Below are 15,761 nucleotides of genomic sequence, written 5' to 3'. Positions count from 1 at the left end.
AGCCTGGCCATGCCGGGCGGACATCTCCGGATTAAGTGACGCGGCCGCAAATCGTGATACGGGCGGGGTAACCGTGACGGACGAGCCCACGATTCGAACGCCCGGTGAACGGCCGGAGAAAAAAAGTTATTTTCAAGCTCCAACAATTGGTGCACGCCAGGTGAATTCGTCCTACCATCACCGAGTGTCCGTACTCGGCGACTTGGGAACCGCGACGTCGAGCCAGCTATCGAGCATGTCGGCGTCGGTATTGGTTCCGCTGGGGTCGACCGAACAACACGGCCCGCACCTGCCGCTGGACACCGACACCCGGATCGCGACGGCGGTCGCCGTCGGCGCTGCGCCGCGCCTCGGACCCGACTGGCTGGTGGCGCCCGCCGTCGCCTACGGCGCCAGCGGCGAGCACCAGAGTTTCGCCGGAACGGTCTCGCTGGGCACCGAGGCGTTGACGTTGCTGCTGGTCGAGTACGGCAGGTCAGCGGCCGCCTGGGCCCGGCGCCTGGTCTTCGTCAACGGTCACGGCGGCAACGTCACGGCGTGCAGCCGGGCGGTGGCCCGGTTGCGCGCCGAGGGCCGCGACGTCGGCTGGTCTGCCTGCCTGGCCGCCGGCGGCGACGCCCACGCCGGCCATACCGAAACATCACTGTTGCTGCACATCTCACCGGCCGTCGTCCGGACCGACGAGTGGGTGCCGGGCAACGTCGCACCCCTGCCCGAGCTGCTCGGGTCGATGCGCCGTGGGGGAGTCGCGGCGGTCAGCCCGGTCGGCGTGCTGGGCGACCCGACCACCGCCACCGCCGCCGAGGGCGAGCGGATCCTGACCGAGATGGTCGACGGGTGTGTCCGTCGAGTCGTCCGCTGGCGCCCCGGGCCGGACGGGATGCTCAGGTGACCGCGCCCCGGCTGCCGAACGGGTTCGCCGTTCAGGTCGACCGCCGCGTGCGGGTGCTCGGCGACGGCTCGGCGCTGCTCGGCGGTTCGCCGACCCGGCTGCTGAAGTTGGCCCCCGCCGCGCAGGACATGCTCTCGGATGGCCGGCTGAAGGTGCGCGACGACCTCAGCGCCCAGCTTGCCCGCACGCTGCTGGACGCCACGGTGGCACATCCGCGGCCCGCCGGTGGGCCGTCACACCATGACGTGACGGTGGTAATCCCGGTGCGCGACAACCTTTCTGGAGTGCGCCGCTTGGTCAGCTCCCTGCGTGGGCTGCGCATCGTCGTGGTGGACGACGGCTCGTTTCCTCCCGTCGAACCGGAAGATTTCGTCGGCGCGCACTGTGACATCGAGGTGCTGCGCCACCACCGCAGCAAGGGCCCGGCGGCGGCCCGCAACACCGGGCTGGCGGCCTGCCGGACGGACTTCGTCGCCTTCCTGGACTCCGATGTCGCGCCGCGCCGGGGCTGGCTGGAGGCCCTGCTCGGTCACTTCTGCGATCCCACGGTCGGCCTGGTCGCGCCCCGCATCGTGGGCCTGTCGCACAACGAGAACGTCGTGGCGCGCTACGAGGCGGTGCACTCCTCGCTCGACCTCGGGGAGCGTGAAGCGCCCGTGCTGCCGCATAGCACGGTGTCCTACGTGCCCAGCGCGGCGATCATCTGCCGGTGCGCGGCGATCCGGGGGGTCGGCGGGTTCGACGAGACCCTGCAGTCCGGCGAGGACGTCGACCTGTGTTGGCGGCTCATCGAGGCCGGCGTTCGGCTGCGCTACGAGCCGATCGCGCTGGTCGCCCACGACCACCGCACCGAGTTGCGGGATTGGCTTGCGCGCAAAGCCTTTTACGGCGGTTCGGCGGCCCCGCTCTCGGTACGCCACCCGGACAAGACGGCCCCGGTGGTGATTTCCGGCTGGGCGCTGATGACGTGGATCCTAATGGCGTTCGGGTCCACCCTGTCGCGGCTGGTGTCCGTGGTCTTCGCCGTGCTGACCGGTCACCGGATCGCGCGGGCGATGCGCAACGCCGAGACGTCGATGACCGATGTCGCGATGATCGCTGGACGCGGCCTGTGGTCCGCGGCGTTGCAGCTGGCGTCCGCGCTGTGCCGGCACTACTGGCCGCTGGCGTTGCTCGCCGCGGCCATGTCGCGTCACTTCCGGCGGGTCGTTCTGGTCGCGGCCGTCATGGACGGGGTGGTCGACTGGCTTCGCCGCCGCGACGCCATCAGCGACGATGTCGAACCGATCGGGCTGCCGACCTACCTGGTCCTCAAACGCGTCGACGACCTGGCGTACGGGCTCGGGTTGTGGTGGGGTGTGCTACGGGAGCGCAACGCGCGCGCCCTGAAGCCCCAGATCCGGAGTTAACCACCACCTTGACCGCAGCCGCCTCGCACAGCGATGTGCTGATCGTCGGCGCCGGTAGTGCAGGATCGGTTGTTGCGGAACGCCTTTCCGCCGATCCGCGGTGCACGGTGACGGTCCTCGAGGCGGGCCCGGCGCTCGACGACCCCGGACTGCTCGCCCAGACGGCCAACGGGTTGCAGTTGCCGATCGGCGCCGGCAGTCCGCTGGTCCAGCGCTACCAGACCCGGCTCACCGACGAACCGGTCCGCCAGCACCCGCTGGTGCGCGGGGCGACGGTGGGCGGATCGGGCGCCATCAACGGCGGCTACTTCTGCCGCGGGTTGCCGCGGGACTTCGATCGCCTCGCCATCGAGGGCTGGGGATGGTCCGACGTGCTGGACAGCTTCCGCGCCATCGAGAACGACCTGGACTTCGATGGTCCCGCCCACGGCAACAGCGGGCCCATCCAGGTGCGCCGCACGCACGAAATGACCGGGACCACCGAGCGATTCATCGCCGCCGCCGAGCGCGCCGGATTCGGCTGGATTCCCGACCTCAATGACTGTGCGCCGGAGCACGTTTCGGGAATCGGGGCCGTCCCGCTCAACATCGTCGACGGCGTACGGCGCGGCCCCGGCGCGGGCTACCTGATCCCGGCGCTGAGCCGGCCGAACCTGCACCTGCGCGCGCGGACCCGGGTAGCAAGGCTGCGAATCGCCGGCACCGCCGTGGTCGGCGTCGATGCGGTCGGCCCGCGCGGCCGCATGACTCTGACCGCCGACCGAGTCGTGTTGTGCGCCGGTGCGATTGAGACGGCACGCCTGCTGATGCTTTCCGGTTTCGGAGAAGAAAAGACGTTGCGCGCCGCCGGCGTACCGGTGGTGGTGCCGCTGCCGGTGGGCACGTCGTTCACCGACCATGCCGAGTGGGTGCTGCCCACCGAATGGGCGGTGGCACCCGGACGGCCCGTGCTCGAGGTGGTGCTCTGCACGGCCGACGATCTCGAGATCAGGCCTTACACAGGCGGATTCGTCGCGATGACCGGTGACGGCACCGCCGGGCATGCCGACTGGCCCCACATCGGGGTGGTGCTGATGCAGCCACGCGCGCGCGGGCGCATTTCGCTGGTCTCGGCCGATCCCGACGTGGCGCCGCGGATCGAACACCGCTACGACAGCGAGCCCGAAGACGTGGCGGCGCTGCGCCGCGGCAGCGAGCTGGCCCGCGAATTGTCCGGCGGCACAATCGATGCCGCGGCGGCAATCTGGTCGACGTCCCAACACCTGTGCGGCACCGCACCGATGGGCCCCGACGCCGACCCGCGCGCCGTCGTCGACTCCCGCTGCCGGGTGCTCGGCATCGACAACCTGTGGGTGATCGACGGCTCTATCCTCCCCGCGATCACCAGCCGCGGCCCGCACGCCACGATCGTGATGATCGGGCACCGCGCCGCAAAGTTCGTTCAGTGATGGCGAGAGCAGTGGGCGGGCCGCGACGCGGTCACCGAAAGCGGCGACCAGGCAGCGGCCCGCCCGAAGAGACCGCGGAGATCATGCGGTCCACGTAGATGGCCACGACAAGTGGCTGTGCGCGCGCAGATGTGCGTCGCGCGAACGATGCGTCGCAATATTCGTGGACGGCACGACCGCCATCTCATTGTTCGATAGCTCGTGCTTGTCTTTGGTCAGTTACCTCCTCTCGCCGAAGTGCGAAAGACGTTGGCATGACGGAGGCGAACGCTCCCGCGCACTGATCGCCGTGCATGCCGGCTGAACCACGCTCGTAACGCCCATCAACACCACATCCACCTCGGGAGTACAGAGATGATTTGTATCTGTCGATATATATCTCTGATACCAGATACGGCGAGCGGTCGCAAGTATTTCGCGGCGGTGTCTTACGCGTTGAATCCACTGTTGGACAACGGCATTGGGGCTGGGGCGTTCAGTGACGCGACGGCAGCCGTCGCACCGGGCGAACAGCCGGACGTCCAGCAGTGGTTGCCTGCAACGCCAGGCGCAATTCGAGGCCGCCCAACCCCGCGGCGATCACCGCGCCGACGACGAGCCCGCCCCACACCACCAGGGCTACGGCGATGCGGGCGACGGCCGGCGTCCAGTTTCGTGCCCGCAGGCTGTCGTCGACGCCGCTCGCGTCAGTACGCTGGTGCTGGTCAGACCGAACGAGGGTGTCGACCATGCGGTGCGCTCTTAGCGAGGGTGCGAGTTTCGAGACCAATAGTCTTATAGGTAGACCGATAGTCTCGTGTTGGAACCGGGAGGTGGGTCACAATTACCGCCGAGACGTCCGACCCGCGCCCCGCGCGGTCGCGGGCCAGGCTGCTGGAAGCCGCCGTCACGCTGTTGCGTGCCGGGGGTCCCAGCGCGGTGACCGTCGACGCCGTGACCCGCACCGCCAACGTCGCCAGGGCGACCCTGTATCGCCACTTCCCGAGCGGAAACGATTTACTGGCAGCCGCTTTCAACAGCCTGATTCCGGCGTCGCCCGCCCCGCCGGCGGAGGGTTCGCTGCGCGACCGCCTGATCGCGGTGGTGCTGGCCCAGGCCGAATCCGTGGCGCAGGCGCCCACCCTCATGACCGCGATGTCGTGGCTGGCGCTGGGACGTGATCTGGAGGGCCTGCCCGAGCCGCGGCGCAGCGGCAACGCCGACAGCGCGGCGATCACCACCCTGCGCGAGCGCATCGCCCAGCAGTACGCGGAGCCCTTCGATGCCATCTTCGACAGCCCACAGGCCGCCGAGCTGGGGGAGGTGGACCGGTCGCGGGCGATCGCCCTGCTCATCGGCCCGCTGGTGCTGGGCCGCCTGTCCACCCTGCCCGATTTCGACTACCGCCAGTGCGCGCTGGCCGCCGTCGACGGCTTCTTACATGTGCAGTGCGGCAGGGCGGGCGCGGCCGACGTCGAATCGGCCGGGGCGTAAGCGTCTGCCGCCCGCCGCCTGGAGCCTTCTGACCAGCCGGTTTGGGCTCCGGCGTCACCCTCGTCGAGTCGGGTGCGGGGGATTCGGCCCGAGATCGCGGCCGAATTTTGTCGGGGCACGATCTTCAGGCATACTGTTCAGGTTGCCTTGAGCCGGGTTTGCGCCTGGTCGGGCATACGACCAGCGTCCAAACGGGCGCGTCCGGTCCCATCCTTTGAGAGCGACGAATTTCGATCGCGGATGAGGCTGCGTGAGGGTGACACGCCCGACCGCGGGGGCCGGTGGACCACGACAGGTAAACAGCGGCGCAGTATCCGGCGCAACGCTCGATCGGCCCAGAGTTGGCCGGCCCGATCGGCGCGCCGGTGGCACCAGGCCCGGATTCGGGCCTCAACAGGAGTGAGGGTAGGAGAAGCGTGGCGGGACAGAAGATCCGCATCAGGCTTAAGGCCTACGACCATGAGGCTATTGACGCGTCGGCGCGCAAGATCGTCGAGACCGTCGTCCGCACGGGTGCCAGTGTTGTAGGTCCGGTGCCGCTGCCGACTGAGAAGAACGTGTATTGCGTCATCCGCTCCCCGCACAAGTACAAGGACTCGCGGGAGCACTTCGAGATGCGCACGCACAAGCGGCTGATCGACATCCTCGACCCGACGCCGAAGACCGTCGACGCGCTGATGCGCATCGACCTTCCGGCCAGTGTCGACGTCAACATCCAGTAGGAGATCCAGACTCATGGCAAGAAAAGGCATTCTGGGTACCAAGCTGGGCATGACGCAGGTGTTCGACGAGAACAACAGGGTCGTGCCGGTGACGGTCGTCAAGGCCGGCCCGAACGTGGTGACCCGGATCCGTACCCCCGAGCGCGACGGCTACAGCGCCGTGCAGCTGGCCTACGGCGAGATCAGTCCCCGCAAGGTCAACAAGCCGGTGACCGGTCAGTACGCCGCCGCGGGGGTGAACCCGCGCCGGTTCCTGGCCGAGCTGCGGCTGGAGAACCCCGAGGCGGTCGCCGACTACGAGGTCGGCCAGGAGCTGACGGCGGAGATCTTCGCCGACGGCGCCTACGTCGACGTCACGGGCACCTCGAAGGGCAAGGGCTTCGCCGGCACCATGAAGCGGCACGGCTTCCGTGGTCAGGGCGCCAGCCACGGTGCCCAGGCGGTGCACCGCCGCCCGGGCTCGATCGGTGGCTGCGCCACCCCCGCCCGGGTGTTCAAGGGCACCCGGATGTCGGGCCGGATGGGTAGCGACCGGGTGACCGTCCAGAACCTGTTGGTGCACAAGGTCGATACCGAGAACGGCGTGCTGCTGATCAAGGGCGCGGTCCCCGGCCGCACCGGTGGACTCGTCGTGGTCCGCAGCGCGGTCAAACGAGGTGAGAAGTGATGGCACAAGGCTCCAAGACGCTCAAGATCGACGTCAAGACGCCGGCGGGCAAGGTCGAGGGCTCGATCGAGCTGCCGGCCGAATTGTTCGACGCGCCGGCCAATATCGCGCTGATGCACCAGGTCGTCACCGCGCAGCGGGCGGCGGCTCGCCAGGGCACGCACTCGACCAAGACGCGCGGCGACGTCAGCGGCGGTGGCCGTAAGCCGTACCGGCAGAAGGGAACCGGGCGGGCCCGCCAGGGTTCGACGCGGGCCCCGCAGTTCACCGGCGGTGGCGTCGTGCACGGTCCCAAGCCCCGCGACTACAGTCAGCGCACCCCCAAGAAGATGATCGCCGCGGCGTTGCGCGGCGCGTTGTCCGACCGGGCCCGCAACGGCCGCATTCACGCGATCACCGAGCTGGTCTCCGGTCAGACGCCGTCCACCAAGAACGCCAGGGCGTTCCTGGGCACGCTGACCGACCGCAAGCGGGTGCTGGTCGTGATCGGCCGCAGCGACGAGGCCGGCGCCAAGAGCGTGCGCAACCTGCCGGGCGTGCACATCCTGGCCCCCGACCAGCTCAACACCTATGACGTGCTGCGCTCGGACGACGTGGTGTTCAGCGTCGAGGCGCTAAACGCCTACATCGCCGGGGCCACCGGCGGTGCCGCCGATAAAGATGTGGAGGTTTCGGCGTAAATGGCGACCATCACTGACCCCCGCGACATCATTCTGGGCCCGGTCATCTCGGAGAAGTCGTATTCGTTGCTCGACGACAACGTGTACACGTTTGTGGTGCACCCCGATTCGAACAAGACGCAGATCAAGATCGCCGTCGAGAAGATCTTCTCCGTCAAGGTCGCGTCGGTGAACACCGCGAACCGGCAAGGTAAGCGGAAGCGCACCAGGACCGGGTTCGGCAAGCGCAAGAGCACCAAGCGGGCCATCGTCACGCTGGCGCCGGGTAGCAAGCCGATCGATCTGTTCGGGGCACCGGCGTAGCCGCCGCGAGAGGAAACCTGATTAGACATGGCAATTCGTAAGTACAAGCCGACGAGCCCCGGCCGTCGCGGCTCGAGCGTGTCCGATTTCTCCGAGGTCACCCGTTCCACCCCGGAGAAGTCGCTGGTGCGCCCGCTGCACGGCCACGGTGGGCGAAACGCGCACGGCCGCATCACCACCCGCCACAAGGGTGGTGGCCATAAGCGCGCCTATCGGGTGATCGACTTCCGCCGCAACGACAAGGACGGCGTGAACGCGAAGGTCGCGCACATCGAGTACGACCCGAACCGGACCGCCAACATCGCGTTGCTGCACTTCCTGGACGGCGAGAAGCGCTACATCATTGCGCCGCAGGGACTTTCACAGGGCGACGTGGTGGAGTGCGGCCCGAACGCGGACATCAAGCCGGGTAATAACCTGCCGCTGCGCAACATCCCGGCCGGTACCGTGATCCACGCCGTCGAACTGCGACCGGGCGGTGGCGCCAAGCTGGCGCGGTCGGCTGGGTCGAGCATCCAGCTGCTCGGTAAAGAGGGCACCTACGCGTCGCTGCGTATGCCCAGCGGTGAGATCCGCCGCGTCGACGTGCGCTGCCGCGCCACTGTCGGCGAGGTCGGCAACGCCGAGCAGGCGAACATCAACTGGGGCAAGGCCGGCCGGATGCGGTGGAAGGGCAAGCGCCCTTCGGTTCGTGGTGTGGTCATGAACCCGGTGGACCACCCGCACGGTGGTGGTGAGGGTAAGACCTCCGGTGGTCGTCACCCGGTGAGCCCGTGGGGCAAGCCCGAGGGCCGCACCCGCCACCCGAACAAGGCCAGTAACAAGCTCATTGTCCGACGCCGGCGCACCGGCAAGAAGCACGGTCGCTAGGAAGTCAGGAGTAGCACATGCCACGCAGCCTGAAGAAGGGCCCGTTCGTCGATGGCCACCTGCTCAAGAAGGTGGACACGCAGAACGAGAAGAACACCAAACAGGTGATCAAGACATGGTCGCGGCGTTCGACGATCATTCCTGACTTCATCGGCCACACCTTCGCCGTCCACGACGGACGCAAGCACGTCCCGGTGTTCGTCACCGAGTCGATGGTCGGCCACAAGCTTGGTGAGTTCGCGCCCACCCGAACCTTCAAGGGACACATCAAGGACGACCGGAAGGCCAAACGGCGATGACCACAACGGAATTCCCATCGGCGGTGGCCAAAGCGCGTTTCGTGCGGGTGTCGCCGAGGAAGGCGCGCCGGGTGATCGACCTGGTGCGCGGCCGCTCGGTGGCCGACGCGCTGGACATCTTGCGCTGGGCGCCGCAGGCCGCCAGCGAGCCGGTGGCCAAGGTGATCGCGAGTGCCGCGGCCAACGCGCAGAACAACGACGGGCTGGACCCGGCGACCCTGGTGGTCGCCACCGTCTACGCCGACGAGGGACCTACTGCCAAGCGCATCCGTCCGCGCGCCCAGGGCCGCGCGTTCCGGATTCGCAAGCGCACCAGCCACATCACGGTCGTGGTGGAAAGCCGGCCAGGCAAGGACCAGGGGTCGGCGAAGTCGGCGCGGACCCGTCGCGCCGAGGCCAGCAAGGCCGCCTCGAAGGCACCCGCCAAGAAGGCGCCGGCCAAGAAGGCGCCGGCCAAGAAGGCCGCCACCAAAGCGCCCGCCAAGAAGGCCGTACCAAAAGCCGAAGCCAAGACGTCTGAGACCTCTGACGCGAAGGGAGGCTCAGACTAGTGGGCCAGAAGATCAATCCGCACGGCTTCCGGCTGGGGATCACCACCGACTGGAAGTCACGCTGGTACGCCGACAAGCAGTACGCGGACTACGTCAAGGAGGACGTCGCGATCCGGCGACTGCTCTCGACCGGCCTGGAGCGGGCCGGGATCGCCGACGTGGAGATCGAGCGCACCCGTGATCGGGTCCGGGTCGACATCCACACCGCGCGTCCCGGCATCGTCATCGGCCGTCGCGGCACCGAGGCCGACCGGATCCGCGCCGACCTGGAGAAGCTGACCGGCAAGCAGGTGCAGCTCAACATCCTCGAGGTCCGAAACCCGGAATCCCAGGCGCAATTGGTGGCCCAGGGCGTCGCCGAGCAGCTGAGCAACCGCGTGGCGTTCCGCCGGGCGATGCGCAAGGCCATCCAGTCCGCGATGCGTCAGCCCAACGTCAAGGGCATCCGGGTGCAGTGCTCCGGACGTCTCGGTGGTGCCGAGATGAGCCGCTCGGAGTTCTACCGCGAGGGCCGGGTGCCGCTGCACACGCTGCGCGCCGACATCGACTACGGCCTGTACGAAGCCAAGACGACCTTCGGCCGGATCGGCGTGAAGGTGTGGATCTACAAGGGTGACATCGTCGGCGGCAAGCGCGAATTGGCCGCCGCGGCTCCGGCGGGCGCCGAGCGCTCGCGCCGCGAGCGTCCGTCGGGCACCCGCCCGCGTCGCAGTGGGGCGTCGGGCACCACGGCCACCAGCACCGAAGCCGGTCGCGCCGCGGCGAGCGCCGAAGAGGGCGCAGCGGCCGCCGCGACCCAGACCGCACCCGCTGCAGAACCACAAAGCACGGAGAGCTGAATCATGTTGATTCCCCGCAGGGTTAAACACCGCAAGCAGCACCATCCCCGCCAGCGCGGCATCGCCAGTGGCGGCACGGCGGTGAACTTCGGCGACTACGGCATCCAGGCTCTGGAGCACGCCTACGTCACCAACCGGCAGATCGAGTCCGCTCGTATCGCCATCAACCGGCACATCAAGCGTGGCGGCAAAGTGTGGATCAACGTCTTCCCCGACCGCCCGCTGACCAAGAAGCCCGCCGAAACCCGGATGGGTTCGGGTAAGGGCTCGCCCGAGTGGTGGGTCGTCAACGTCAAGCCGGGCCGGGTGCTGTTCGAACTCAGCTACCCCAACGAGCAGACCGCCCGCGCGGCTCTGACGCGTGCAATCCACAAGTTGCCGATCAAGGCACGCATCGTCACTCGAGAGGATCAGTTCTGATGGCAGTGGGAACTTCGCCTGGCGAACTGCGTGAGCTCACCGAAGAGGAGCTGACCGAGCGGTTGCGCGAATCCAAGGAAGAGCTGTTCAACCTGCGTTTCCAGATGGCGACCGGGCAGCTCACCAACAACCGCCGGCTCCGCACGGTGCGTCAGGAGATCGCGCGGGTCTACACCGTGCTGCGCGAACGAGAACTGGGCTTGGCTTCCGGGCCCGACGGTAAGGAATCGTGATGGCAGAAGCCAAGAAGGCCGCCCCTAAGAAGGCCGCCCCGAAGAAGGCCGCCGCAACCGAGGCCGCGTCGAAGGACAAGGGCCCCAAGCACACTCCGGCCAACCCGAAGGTGCGGGGCCGCCGCAAGGTGCGCATCGGCTACGTGGTGAGCGACAAGATGCAGAAGACCATCGTGGTCGAGCTCGAAGACCGCGTGCGTCACCCGCTGTACGGCAAGATCATCCGGACCACCACCAAGGTCAAGGCGCACGACGAGAACAGCACCGCCGGAATCGGCGACCGCGTCTCGCTGATGGAGACCCGCCCGACGTCGGCGACCAAGCGTTGGCGCCTCGTCGAAATCCTGGAAAAGGCGAAGTAAGCCCTTTCAGCTAGCGGCAGCGAACGCCCGGCCCCGGGTGTAGTCTGCGGCGATGGCGACTGGGTCGGGGCAGTTCAACGGGAAGATCGAGCTCGACATCCGGGACTCCGAACCGGATTGGGGGCCCTACGCCGCGCCGACGGCACCGCCGAGCGCGCCCAACGTCCTGTACCTGGTGTGGGATGACACGGGCATAGCGACCTGGGACTGCTTCGGTGGCTTGGTCGAAATGCCCGCCATGTCGCGCATCGCTGAGCGCGGCATCCGGCTGTCGCAATTCCACACCACCGCCCTGTGTTCGCCGACCCGGGCGTCGTTGCTCACCGGCCGCAACGCCACCACCGTCGGCATGGCCACCATCGAGGAGTTCACCGAGGGCTTCCCCAACGCCAACGGCCGCATCCCGTTCGAAACCGGCCTGCTCTCCGAGGCTCTCGCCGAACGCGGATACAACACCTACTGCGTGGGCAAATGGCACCTGACGCCCCTCGAGGAATCGAACCTCGCCTCGACCAAGCGGCACTGGCCGACCTCGCGCGGCTTCGAACGGTTCTACGGATTCATGGGCGGGGAGACGGATCAGTGGTATCCCGACCTGGTCTACGACAACCACCCGGTGACTCCGCCGGGCACACCGGAGGACGGTTACCACCTGTCGAAGGACATCGCCGACAAGACCATCGAATTCATCCGCGACGCCAAAGTGATTGCGCCGGAAAAGCCTTGGTTCTCCTACGTATGCCCCGGCGCCGGGCATGCGCCGCATCACGTCTTCTCCGAATGGGCGGACCGCTACGCCGGCAAGTTCGACATGGGCTACGAGCGATACCGCGAGGTGGTGCTTGAGCGACAGAAGGCGCTGGGCATAGTGCCGGTCGACACCGAATTATCGCCGGTGAACCCGTATCTCGATGTCAAGGGGCCGAGTGGCGAGCCGTGGCCGCTGCAGGACACAGTGCGGCCCTGGGATTCGCTGAACGACGAGGAGAAGAGGCTGTTCTCCCGGATGGCCGAAGTGTTCGCCGGGTTCCTGAGCTACACCGACGCCCAGATCGGCCGGATCCTGGATTATCTCGAGGATTCGGGGCAGCTCGACAACACCATCATCGTGGTCATCTCCGACAACGGCGCCAGCGGCGAGGGCGGCCCGAACGGATCGGTCAACGAGGGCAAGTTCTTCAACGGCTATATCGACACCGTCGAAGAGAGCATGAAGCTGTTCGAACACCTAGGCGGCCCCGAGACCTACAACCATTACCCGATCGGGTGGGCGATGGCCTTCAATACGCCCTACAAACTGTACAAGCGCTACGCCTCCCACGAGGGCGGCATCGCCGACACGGCAATCATCTCGTGGCCCAAGGGAATTGCCGCACACGGGGAAGTCCGCGACAACTACGTCAACGTCTGCGACATCACCCCGACTGTCTACGACCTGCTCGGCATGACCCCGCCGGAGACGGTCAAAGGTATCGTCCAAAAGCCGCTGGACGGCGTGAGCTTCAAAACGGCCCTTGCCGATCCGGGTGCCGACACCGGCAAGAGCACCCAGTTCTACACGATGCTGGGCACCCGCGGCATCTGGCACCGGGGCTGGTTCGCCAATACCGTGCACGCGGCCACCCCGGCCGGCTGGTCGCATTTCGACGCCGACCGCTGGGAACTGTTCCACATCGAGGTCGACCGGAGCCAGTGCCACGACCTGGCAGCCGAAAACCCGGACAAACTCGAAGAACTCAAGGCGCTGTGGTTCTCGGAGGCGGCCAAGTACAACGGGTTGCCGCTGGCGGATCTGAACATCATGGAGACGCTGACGCGGCAGCGGCCATATCTGGTCAGCGAACGCAATAGCTATCTTTACTACCCCGATTGCGCCGACGTGAGCATCGGTGCCGCCGCCGAAATCCGCGGCCGGTCGTTCTCGGTGCTGGCCGAGGTGTCCGTCGACACCACCGGCGCCGAGGGCGTGCTGTTCAAGCAGGGCGGCGCGCACGGCGGGCATGTGCTGTTCATCCAGGACGGTCGGCTGCACTATGTATACAACTTCCTCGGCGAGCGCCAGCAGGAGGTCTCCTCGTCCGGCGCGGTGCCCCTCGGCCGACATCTGTTCGGCGCCAGCTATTCGCGCACCGGAACGGTCGAGAACAGTCACACGCCGCTGGGCGACGTCACCCTGTTCATCGACGACCAGGTCGTCGGCACGCTGGCCGGCGTGATCACCCACCCCGGAACCTTCGGGCTCGCCGGTGCCGGTATCACGGTCGGCCGCAACGGCGGGTCGGGTGTGTCCAGCCGTTACAAGGCGCCGTTCATGTTCACCGGCGGCACCATCACCCAGGTCACCGTCGACCTGTCCGGCCGGCCCTACGTGGACGTGGAAGCCGAGATGGCGCTTGCCTTTTCGCGGGACTGACGTGTCGGCACGCGAAAAGCCGGCGAATCGGTGCCGGTACCGGCTTGCCAGGCAAACAAACTCCGGATGAACTGGTGCGGCTCCCGGCTGCGCGTCGAAGTTTGCGCGTAGTGCGACGCGGGGGCCGCCGAGCCTGCGGACCGGTTTCGCTGGCCCGGCGCGCAGCGCTGGGGCTGTCGGCGAAAATTACCTAAATATGACGAATTGTCAATCTTCACCCGTGCCGGACGGGAGTTCGCTAGCATCCGTCCTCGAGTGTCCGGTTTCCTCACGGAGGTGTTGACCGATGACCCACCAAGCGCCACCTTCGCCACCGCCTCCGGCGCCGTCGGAGCAACCACCTGCGAAACCTCCTGTTTCGGCCGCGCCCGACCGGCGCAAGCGGCGCAGGGTCGTTGCCGTGGCCGCAGTCGCGGGCTTCGTCGCCGTGTATGCGCTGTCACTGTTCGGCGTGCATCTGCTGGCGAAATCGGGAGGCCCGCTCAAGCCGCCCGACCTCAACGCCACCAATGACACCGTCGTGCTGGTGCGGCTGGAAAAGCTGGACACCACCGCGAACCGATTGACGGTGAAGGTGCTGGTGATCCCTGAGGAGTCGATGTTCGACAAACGTCTCGAAGTGCTCAAGACCGACACCGCAGTGCGGATGGATCCCCCGAACGACCTCGGCGACTTGCAGTACCCGGCCGGCAAGTCGCCAGCGCAGGTCGCGACCACCATCGAGGCACACGGCGACCCGAACAATTGGCCGTTCGATTCCTACCGCACCGACGCCCTGTCCGCCGATGTGCTTGTCGGCCAGGGGGATGCGCGCCGCTACGTACCGGCACGGGTGGAGGTGACCGGCGGCTTGGATGGCTGGGACGTCAGCGTTCAGCGCGTCGGCGAAGCCAGTCAGGACTCGGATCGCGCCGACAACGTCGTCATCACCTTGCACCGGGCCAAGGGGCCGCTGATCTTCGACTTAGGCATCTGCTTGGTGCTCTTCGCGCTACCCGCATTAGCCTTCGCCGTGGTGATCCAAATCGCCTTGGGCAGAAGGAAATTCGTTCCGCCATTCGTGACGTGGTTCGCCGCCATGTTGTTCGCGGTCATCCCCATTCGCAACTTCTTGCCAGGTGCGCCCCCGCCGGGCGCGTGGATCGACCAAGTGCTGGTGATCTGGGTGCTGATCGCGTTGGTCGCGGCGATGGCTCTTTACATGCTCACCTGGTATCGGCAATCCGATTAGGGCGGTCGACCGGCGTAGCCTGACGGGGTGCTAAGCGAGCTGGTCGACCTCCCGGGCGGTTCCTTCCGCATGGGCTCGACGAGCTTCTACCCCGAAGAGGCGCCGATCCACACCGTGACGGTGGGTCCGATTGCGGTGGAACGGCATCCGGTGACCAATGCGCAGTTCGCCGAATTCGTCGACGCTACCGGGTATGTGACGGTGGCCGAGCAGCCGATCGATCCGGCGCTGTACCCGGGAGCGAACCCGGACGAGTTATGTCCGGGCGCAATGGTTTTCCGGCCGACACCCGGGCCGGTCGACCTGCGCGACTGGCGACGGTGGTGGGAGTGGGTGCCGGGGGCGAGCTGGCGCCACCCGTTCGGGCCCGATAGCGATGTCGCGGACCGCCGCGACCATCCGGTCGTGCAGGTGGCGTATCCGGATGCGGCGGCCTATGCGCGCTGGGCCGGCCGGCGGCTGCCGACCGAGGCCGAGTGGGAGTACGCGGCCCGGGCCGGGTCCACGACGACGTACTCCTGGGGAGACGAGGCCACGAGCGATGGCCGACTGATGGCCAATACCTGGCAGGGCGATTTCCCGTACCGCAATGAGGGGGCGCGCGGCTGGGTGGGAACCTCGCCCGTTGGGACGTTCGCCCCCAACGGCTTTGGGCTTGTCGACATGATCGGCAACGTGTGGGAGTGGACGGCGACCGAGTTCGCCGCGCATCACCGGCTCGATCAGCCGCCCAAGTCCTGCTGCGCCCCGTCGGGTCCCGCCAATCCGTCCGTCAGCCAGACCCTGAAGGGCGGCAGCCACCTGTGCGCGCCCGAGTACTGCCACCGCTACCGTCCCGCGGCCCGGTCGCCGCAATCGCAGGACTCCGCGACGACCCACATCGGATTTCGCTGCGTGGCGGACCCACCGTCGGCGTAACAAATCCGCTCGCAGGTTGTCGGCGGCCGAT

General features: G+C 67.5%; 19 protein-coding genes. 18 read left to right on the top strand and 1 reads right to left on the bottom strand.

Annotated features, from left to right (window positions below):
* Nucleotides 1-160: 160 nt before the first annotated feature.
* The 3 genes from mftE to mftG are packed head-to-tail and all read left to right on the top strand — an operon-like array spanning nt 161 to nt 3,749.
* The gene (gene mftE, locus AC5Y4T_RS12165) at nt 161-892 is read left to right on the top strand and encodes a mycofactocin biosynthesis peptidyl-dipeptidase MftE (RefSeq protein WP_499953218.1); all 732 of its coding nucleotides are present in this window, start codon (nt 161-163) and stop codon (nt 890-892) included.
* Nucleotides 889-2,301 (top strand): mycofactocin biosynthesis glycosyltransferase MftF, encoded by a 1,413-nt coding sequence (mftF, locus tag AC5Y4T_RS12160; protein WP_499918206.1) that lies wholly within the window; start codon nt 889-891, stop codon nt 2,299-2,301. The genes mftE and mftF overlap by 4 nt, the downstream gene beginning before the upstream one ends.
* Before the next feature lie 8 nt (nt 2,302-2,309).
* Nucleotides 2,310-3,749, top strand: a complete 1,440-nt coding sequence (gene mftG / locus AC5Y4T_RS12155) for a mycofactocin dehydrogenase MftG (protein WP_499953215.1) — start codon at nt 2,310-2,312, stop codon at nt 3,747-3,749.
* Between the two features lie 475 nt (nt 3,750-4,224).
* Here mftG and AC5Y4T_RS12150 read toward each other — a convergent pair whose 3' ends face one another.
* Nucleotides 4,225-4,479: a hypothetical protein gene (locus tag AC5Y4T_RS12150; protein ID WP_499953212.1), complete on the bottom strand. Its 255-nt coding sequence runs from the start codon at nt 4,477-4,479 to the stop codon at nt 4,225-4,227.
* Nucleotides 4,480-4,622: 143 nt separating this feature from the next.
* On the opposite strand from AC5Y4T_RS12150, the gene AC5Y4T_RS12145 reads away from it, so the two are divergent.
* The 15 genes from AC5Y4T_RS12145 to AC5Y4T_RS12075 all read left to right on the top strand — a co-directional run bounded on the left by AC5Y4T_RS12145 (nt 4,623) and on the right by AC5Y4T_RS12075 (nt 15,730).
* The gene (locus tag AC5Y4T_RS12145) at nt 4,623-5,222 is read left to right on the top strand and encodes a TetR/AcrR family transcriptional regulator (protein WP_499953494.1); all 600 of its coding nucleotides are present in this window, start codon (nt 4,623-4,625) and stop codon (nt 5,220-5,222) included.
* Nucleotides 5,223-5,638: 416 nt separating this feature from the next.
* Nucleotides 5,639-5,944 carry a 30S ribosomal protein S10 gene (rpsJ, locus tag AC5Y4T_RS12140; protein ID WP_003873519.1) on the top strand — a complete coding sequence of 102 codons (306 nt, stop codon included), beginning with the start codon at nt 5,639-5,641 and terminating at the stop codon, nt 5,942-5,944.
* 13 nt (nt 5,945-5,957) lie between these two features.
* A complete protein-coding gene (rplC, locus tag AC5Y4T_RS12135) occupies nt 5,958-6,611 on the top strand; it encodes a 50S ribosomal protein L3 (protein WP_499953208.1) in 654 nt (217 codons plus the stop codon).
* Entirely contained in the window at nt 6,611-7,291 is a 681-nt protein-coding gene (gene rplD, locus AC5Y4T_RS12130) for a 50S ribosomal protein L4 (protein ID WP_499918211.1), read from the top strand. Before rplC ends, rplD begins: the two co-directional genes overlap by 1 nt.
* A complete protein-coding gene (gene rplW / locus AC5Y4T_RS12125) occupies nt 7,292-7,594 on the top strand; it encodes a 50S ribosomal protein L23 (RefSeq protein ID WP_067350595.1) in 303 nt (100 codons plus the stop codon).
* 27 nt (nt 7,595-7,621) lie between these two features.
* Nucleotides 7,622-8,464 carry a 50S ribosomal protein L2 gene (rplB, locus tag AC5Y4T_RS12120; protein WP_007773586.1) on the top strand — a complete coding sequence of 281 codons (843 nt, stop codon included), beginning with the start codon at nt 7,622-7,624 and terminating at the stop codon, nt 8,462-8,464.
* Between the two features lie 17 nt (nt 8,465-8,481).
* Entirely contained in the window at nt 8,482-8,763 is a 282-nt protein-coding gene (gene rpsS, locus AC5Y4T_RS12115) for a 30S ribosomal protein S19 (RefSeq protein ID WP_008260806.1), read from the top strand.
* Entirely contained in the window at nt 8,760-9,314 is a 555-nt protein-coding gene (gene rplV, locus AC5Y4T_RS12110; protein ID WP_499953203.1) for a 50S ribosomal protein L22, read from the top strand. Before rpsS ends, rplV begins: the two co-directional genes overlap by 4 nt.
* Nucleotides 9,314-10,153: a 30S ribosomal protein S3 gene (rpsC, locus tag AC5Y4T_RS12105; RefSeq protein ID WP_067122507.1), complete on the top strand. Its 840-nt coding sequence runs from the start codon at nt 9,314-9,316 to the stop codon at nt 10,151-10,153. Before rplV ends, rpsC begins: the two co-directional genes overlap by 1 nt.
* Nucleotides 10,154-10,156: 3 nt before the next feature.
* Nucleotides 10,157-10,573: a 50S ribosomal protein L16 gene (gene rplP, locus AC5Y4T_RS12100; RefSeq protein WP_007773582.1), complete on the top strand. Its 417-nt coding sequence runs from the start codon at nt 10,157-10,159 to the stop codon at nt 10,571-10,573.
* Complete coding sequence (rpmC, locus tag AC5Y4T_RS12095; protein WP_066999296.1) at nt 10,573-10,806, top strand: 50S ribosomal protein L29; 234 nt, start codon at nt 10,573-10,575, stop codon at nt 10,804-10,806. Before rplP ends, rpmC begins: the two co-directional genes overlap by 1 nt.
* On the top strand, nt 10,806-11,168 hold the full coding sequence (rpsQ, locus tag AC5Y4T_RS12090; RefSeq protein WP_082983860.1) for a 30S ribosomal protein S17: 363 nt from the start codon (nt 10,806-10,808) through the stop codon (nt 11,166-11,168). Before rpmC ends, rpsQ begins: the two co-directional genes overlap by 1 nt.
* A gap of 52 nt (nt 11,169-11,220) precedes the next feature.
* Nucleotides 11,221-13,581: an arylsulfatase gene (locus AC5Y4T_RS12085; RefSeq protein ID WP_499953199.1), complete on the top strand. Its 2,361-nt coding sequence runs from the start codon at nt 11,221-11,223 to the stop codon at nt 13,579-13,581.
* A 286-nt stretch (nt 13,582-13,867) separates the two neighbouring features.
* Nucleotides 13,868-14,812, top strand: a complete 945-nt coding sequence (locus AC5Y4T_RS12080) for a DUF4436 domain-containing protein (protein ID WP_499953195.1) — start codon at nt 13,868-13,870, stop codon at nt 14,810-14,812.
* Nucleotides 14,813-14,839: 27 nt separating this feature from the next.
* The gene (locus AC5Y4T_RS12075) at nt 14,840-15,730 is read left to right on the top strand and encodes a formylglycine-generating enzyme family protein (protein WP_499953191.1); all 891 of its coding nucleotides are present in this window, start codon (nt 14,840-14,842) and stop codon (nt 15,728-15,730) included.
* The last annotated feature ends 31 nt before the right edge of the window (nt 15,731-15,761 follow it).

Source organism: Mycobacterium sp. NGS11, assembly GCF_059813315.1.
The sequence above is the reverse complement of the archived record's forward strand: the minus strand, read 5'-3'. Positions and strand labels throughout refer to the sequence as shown.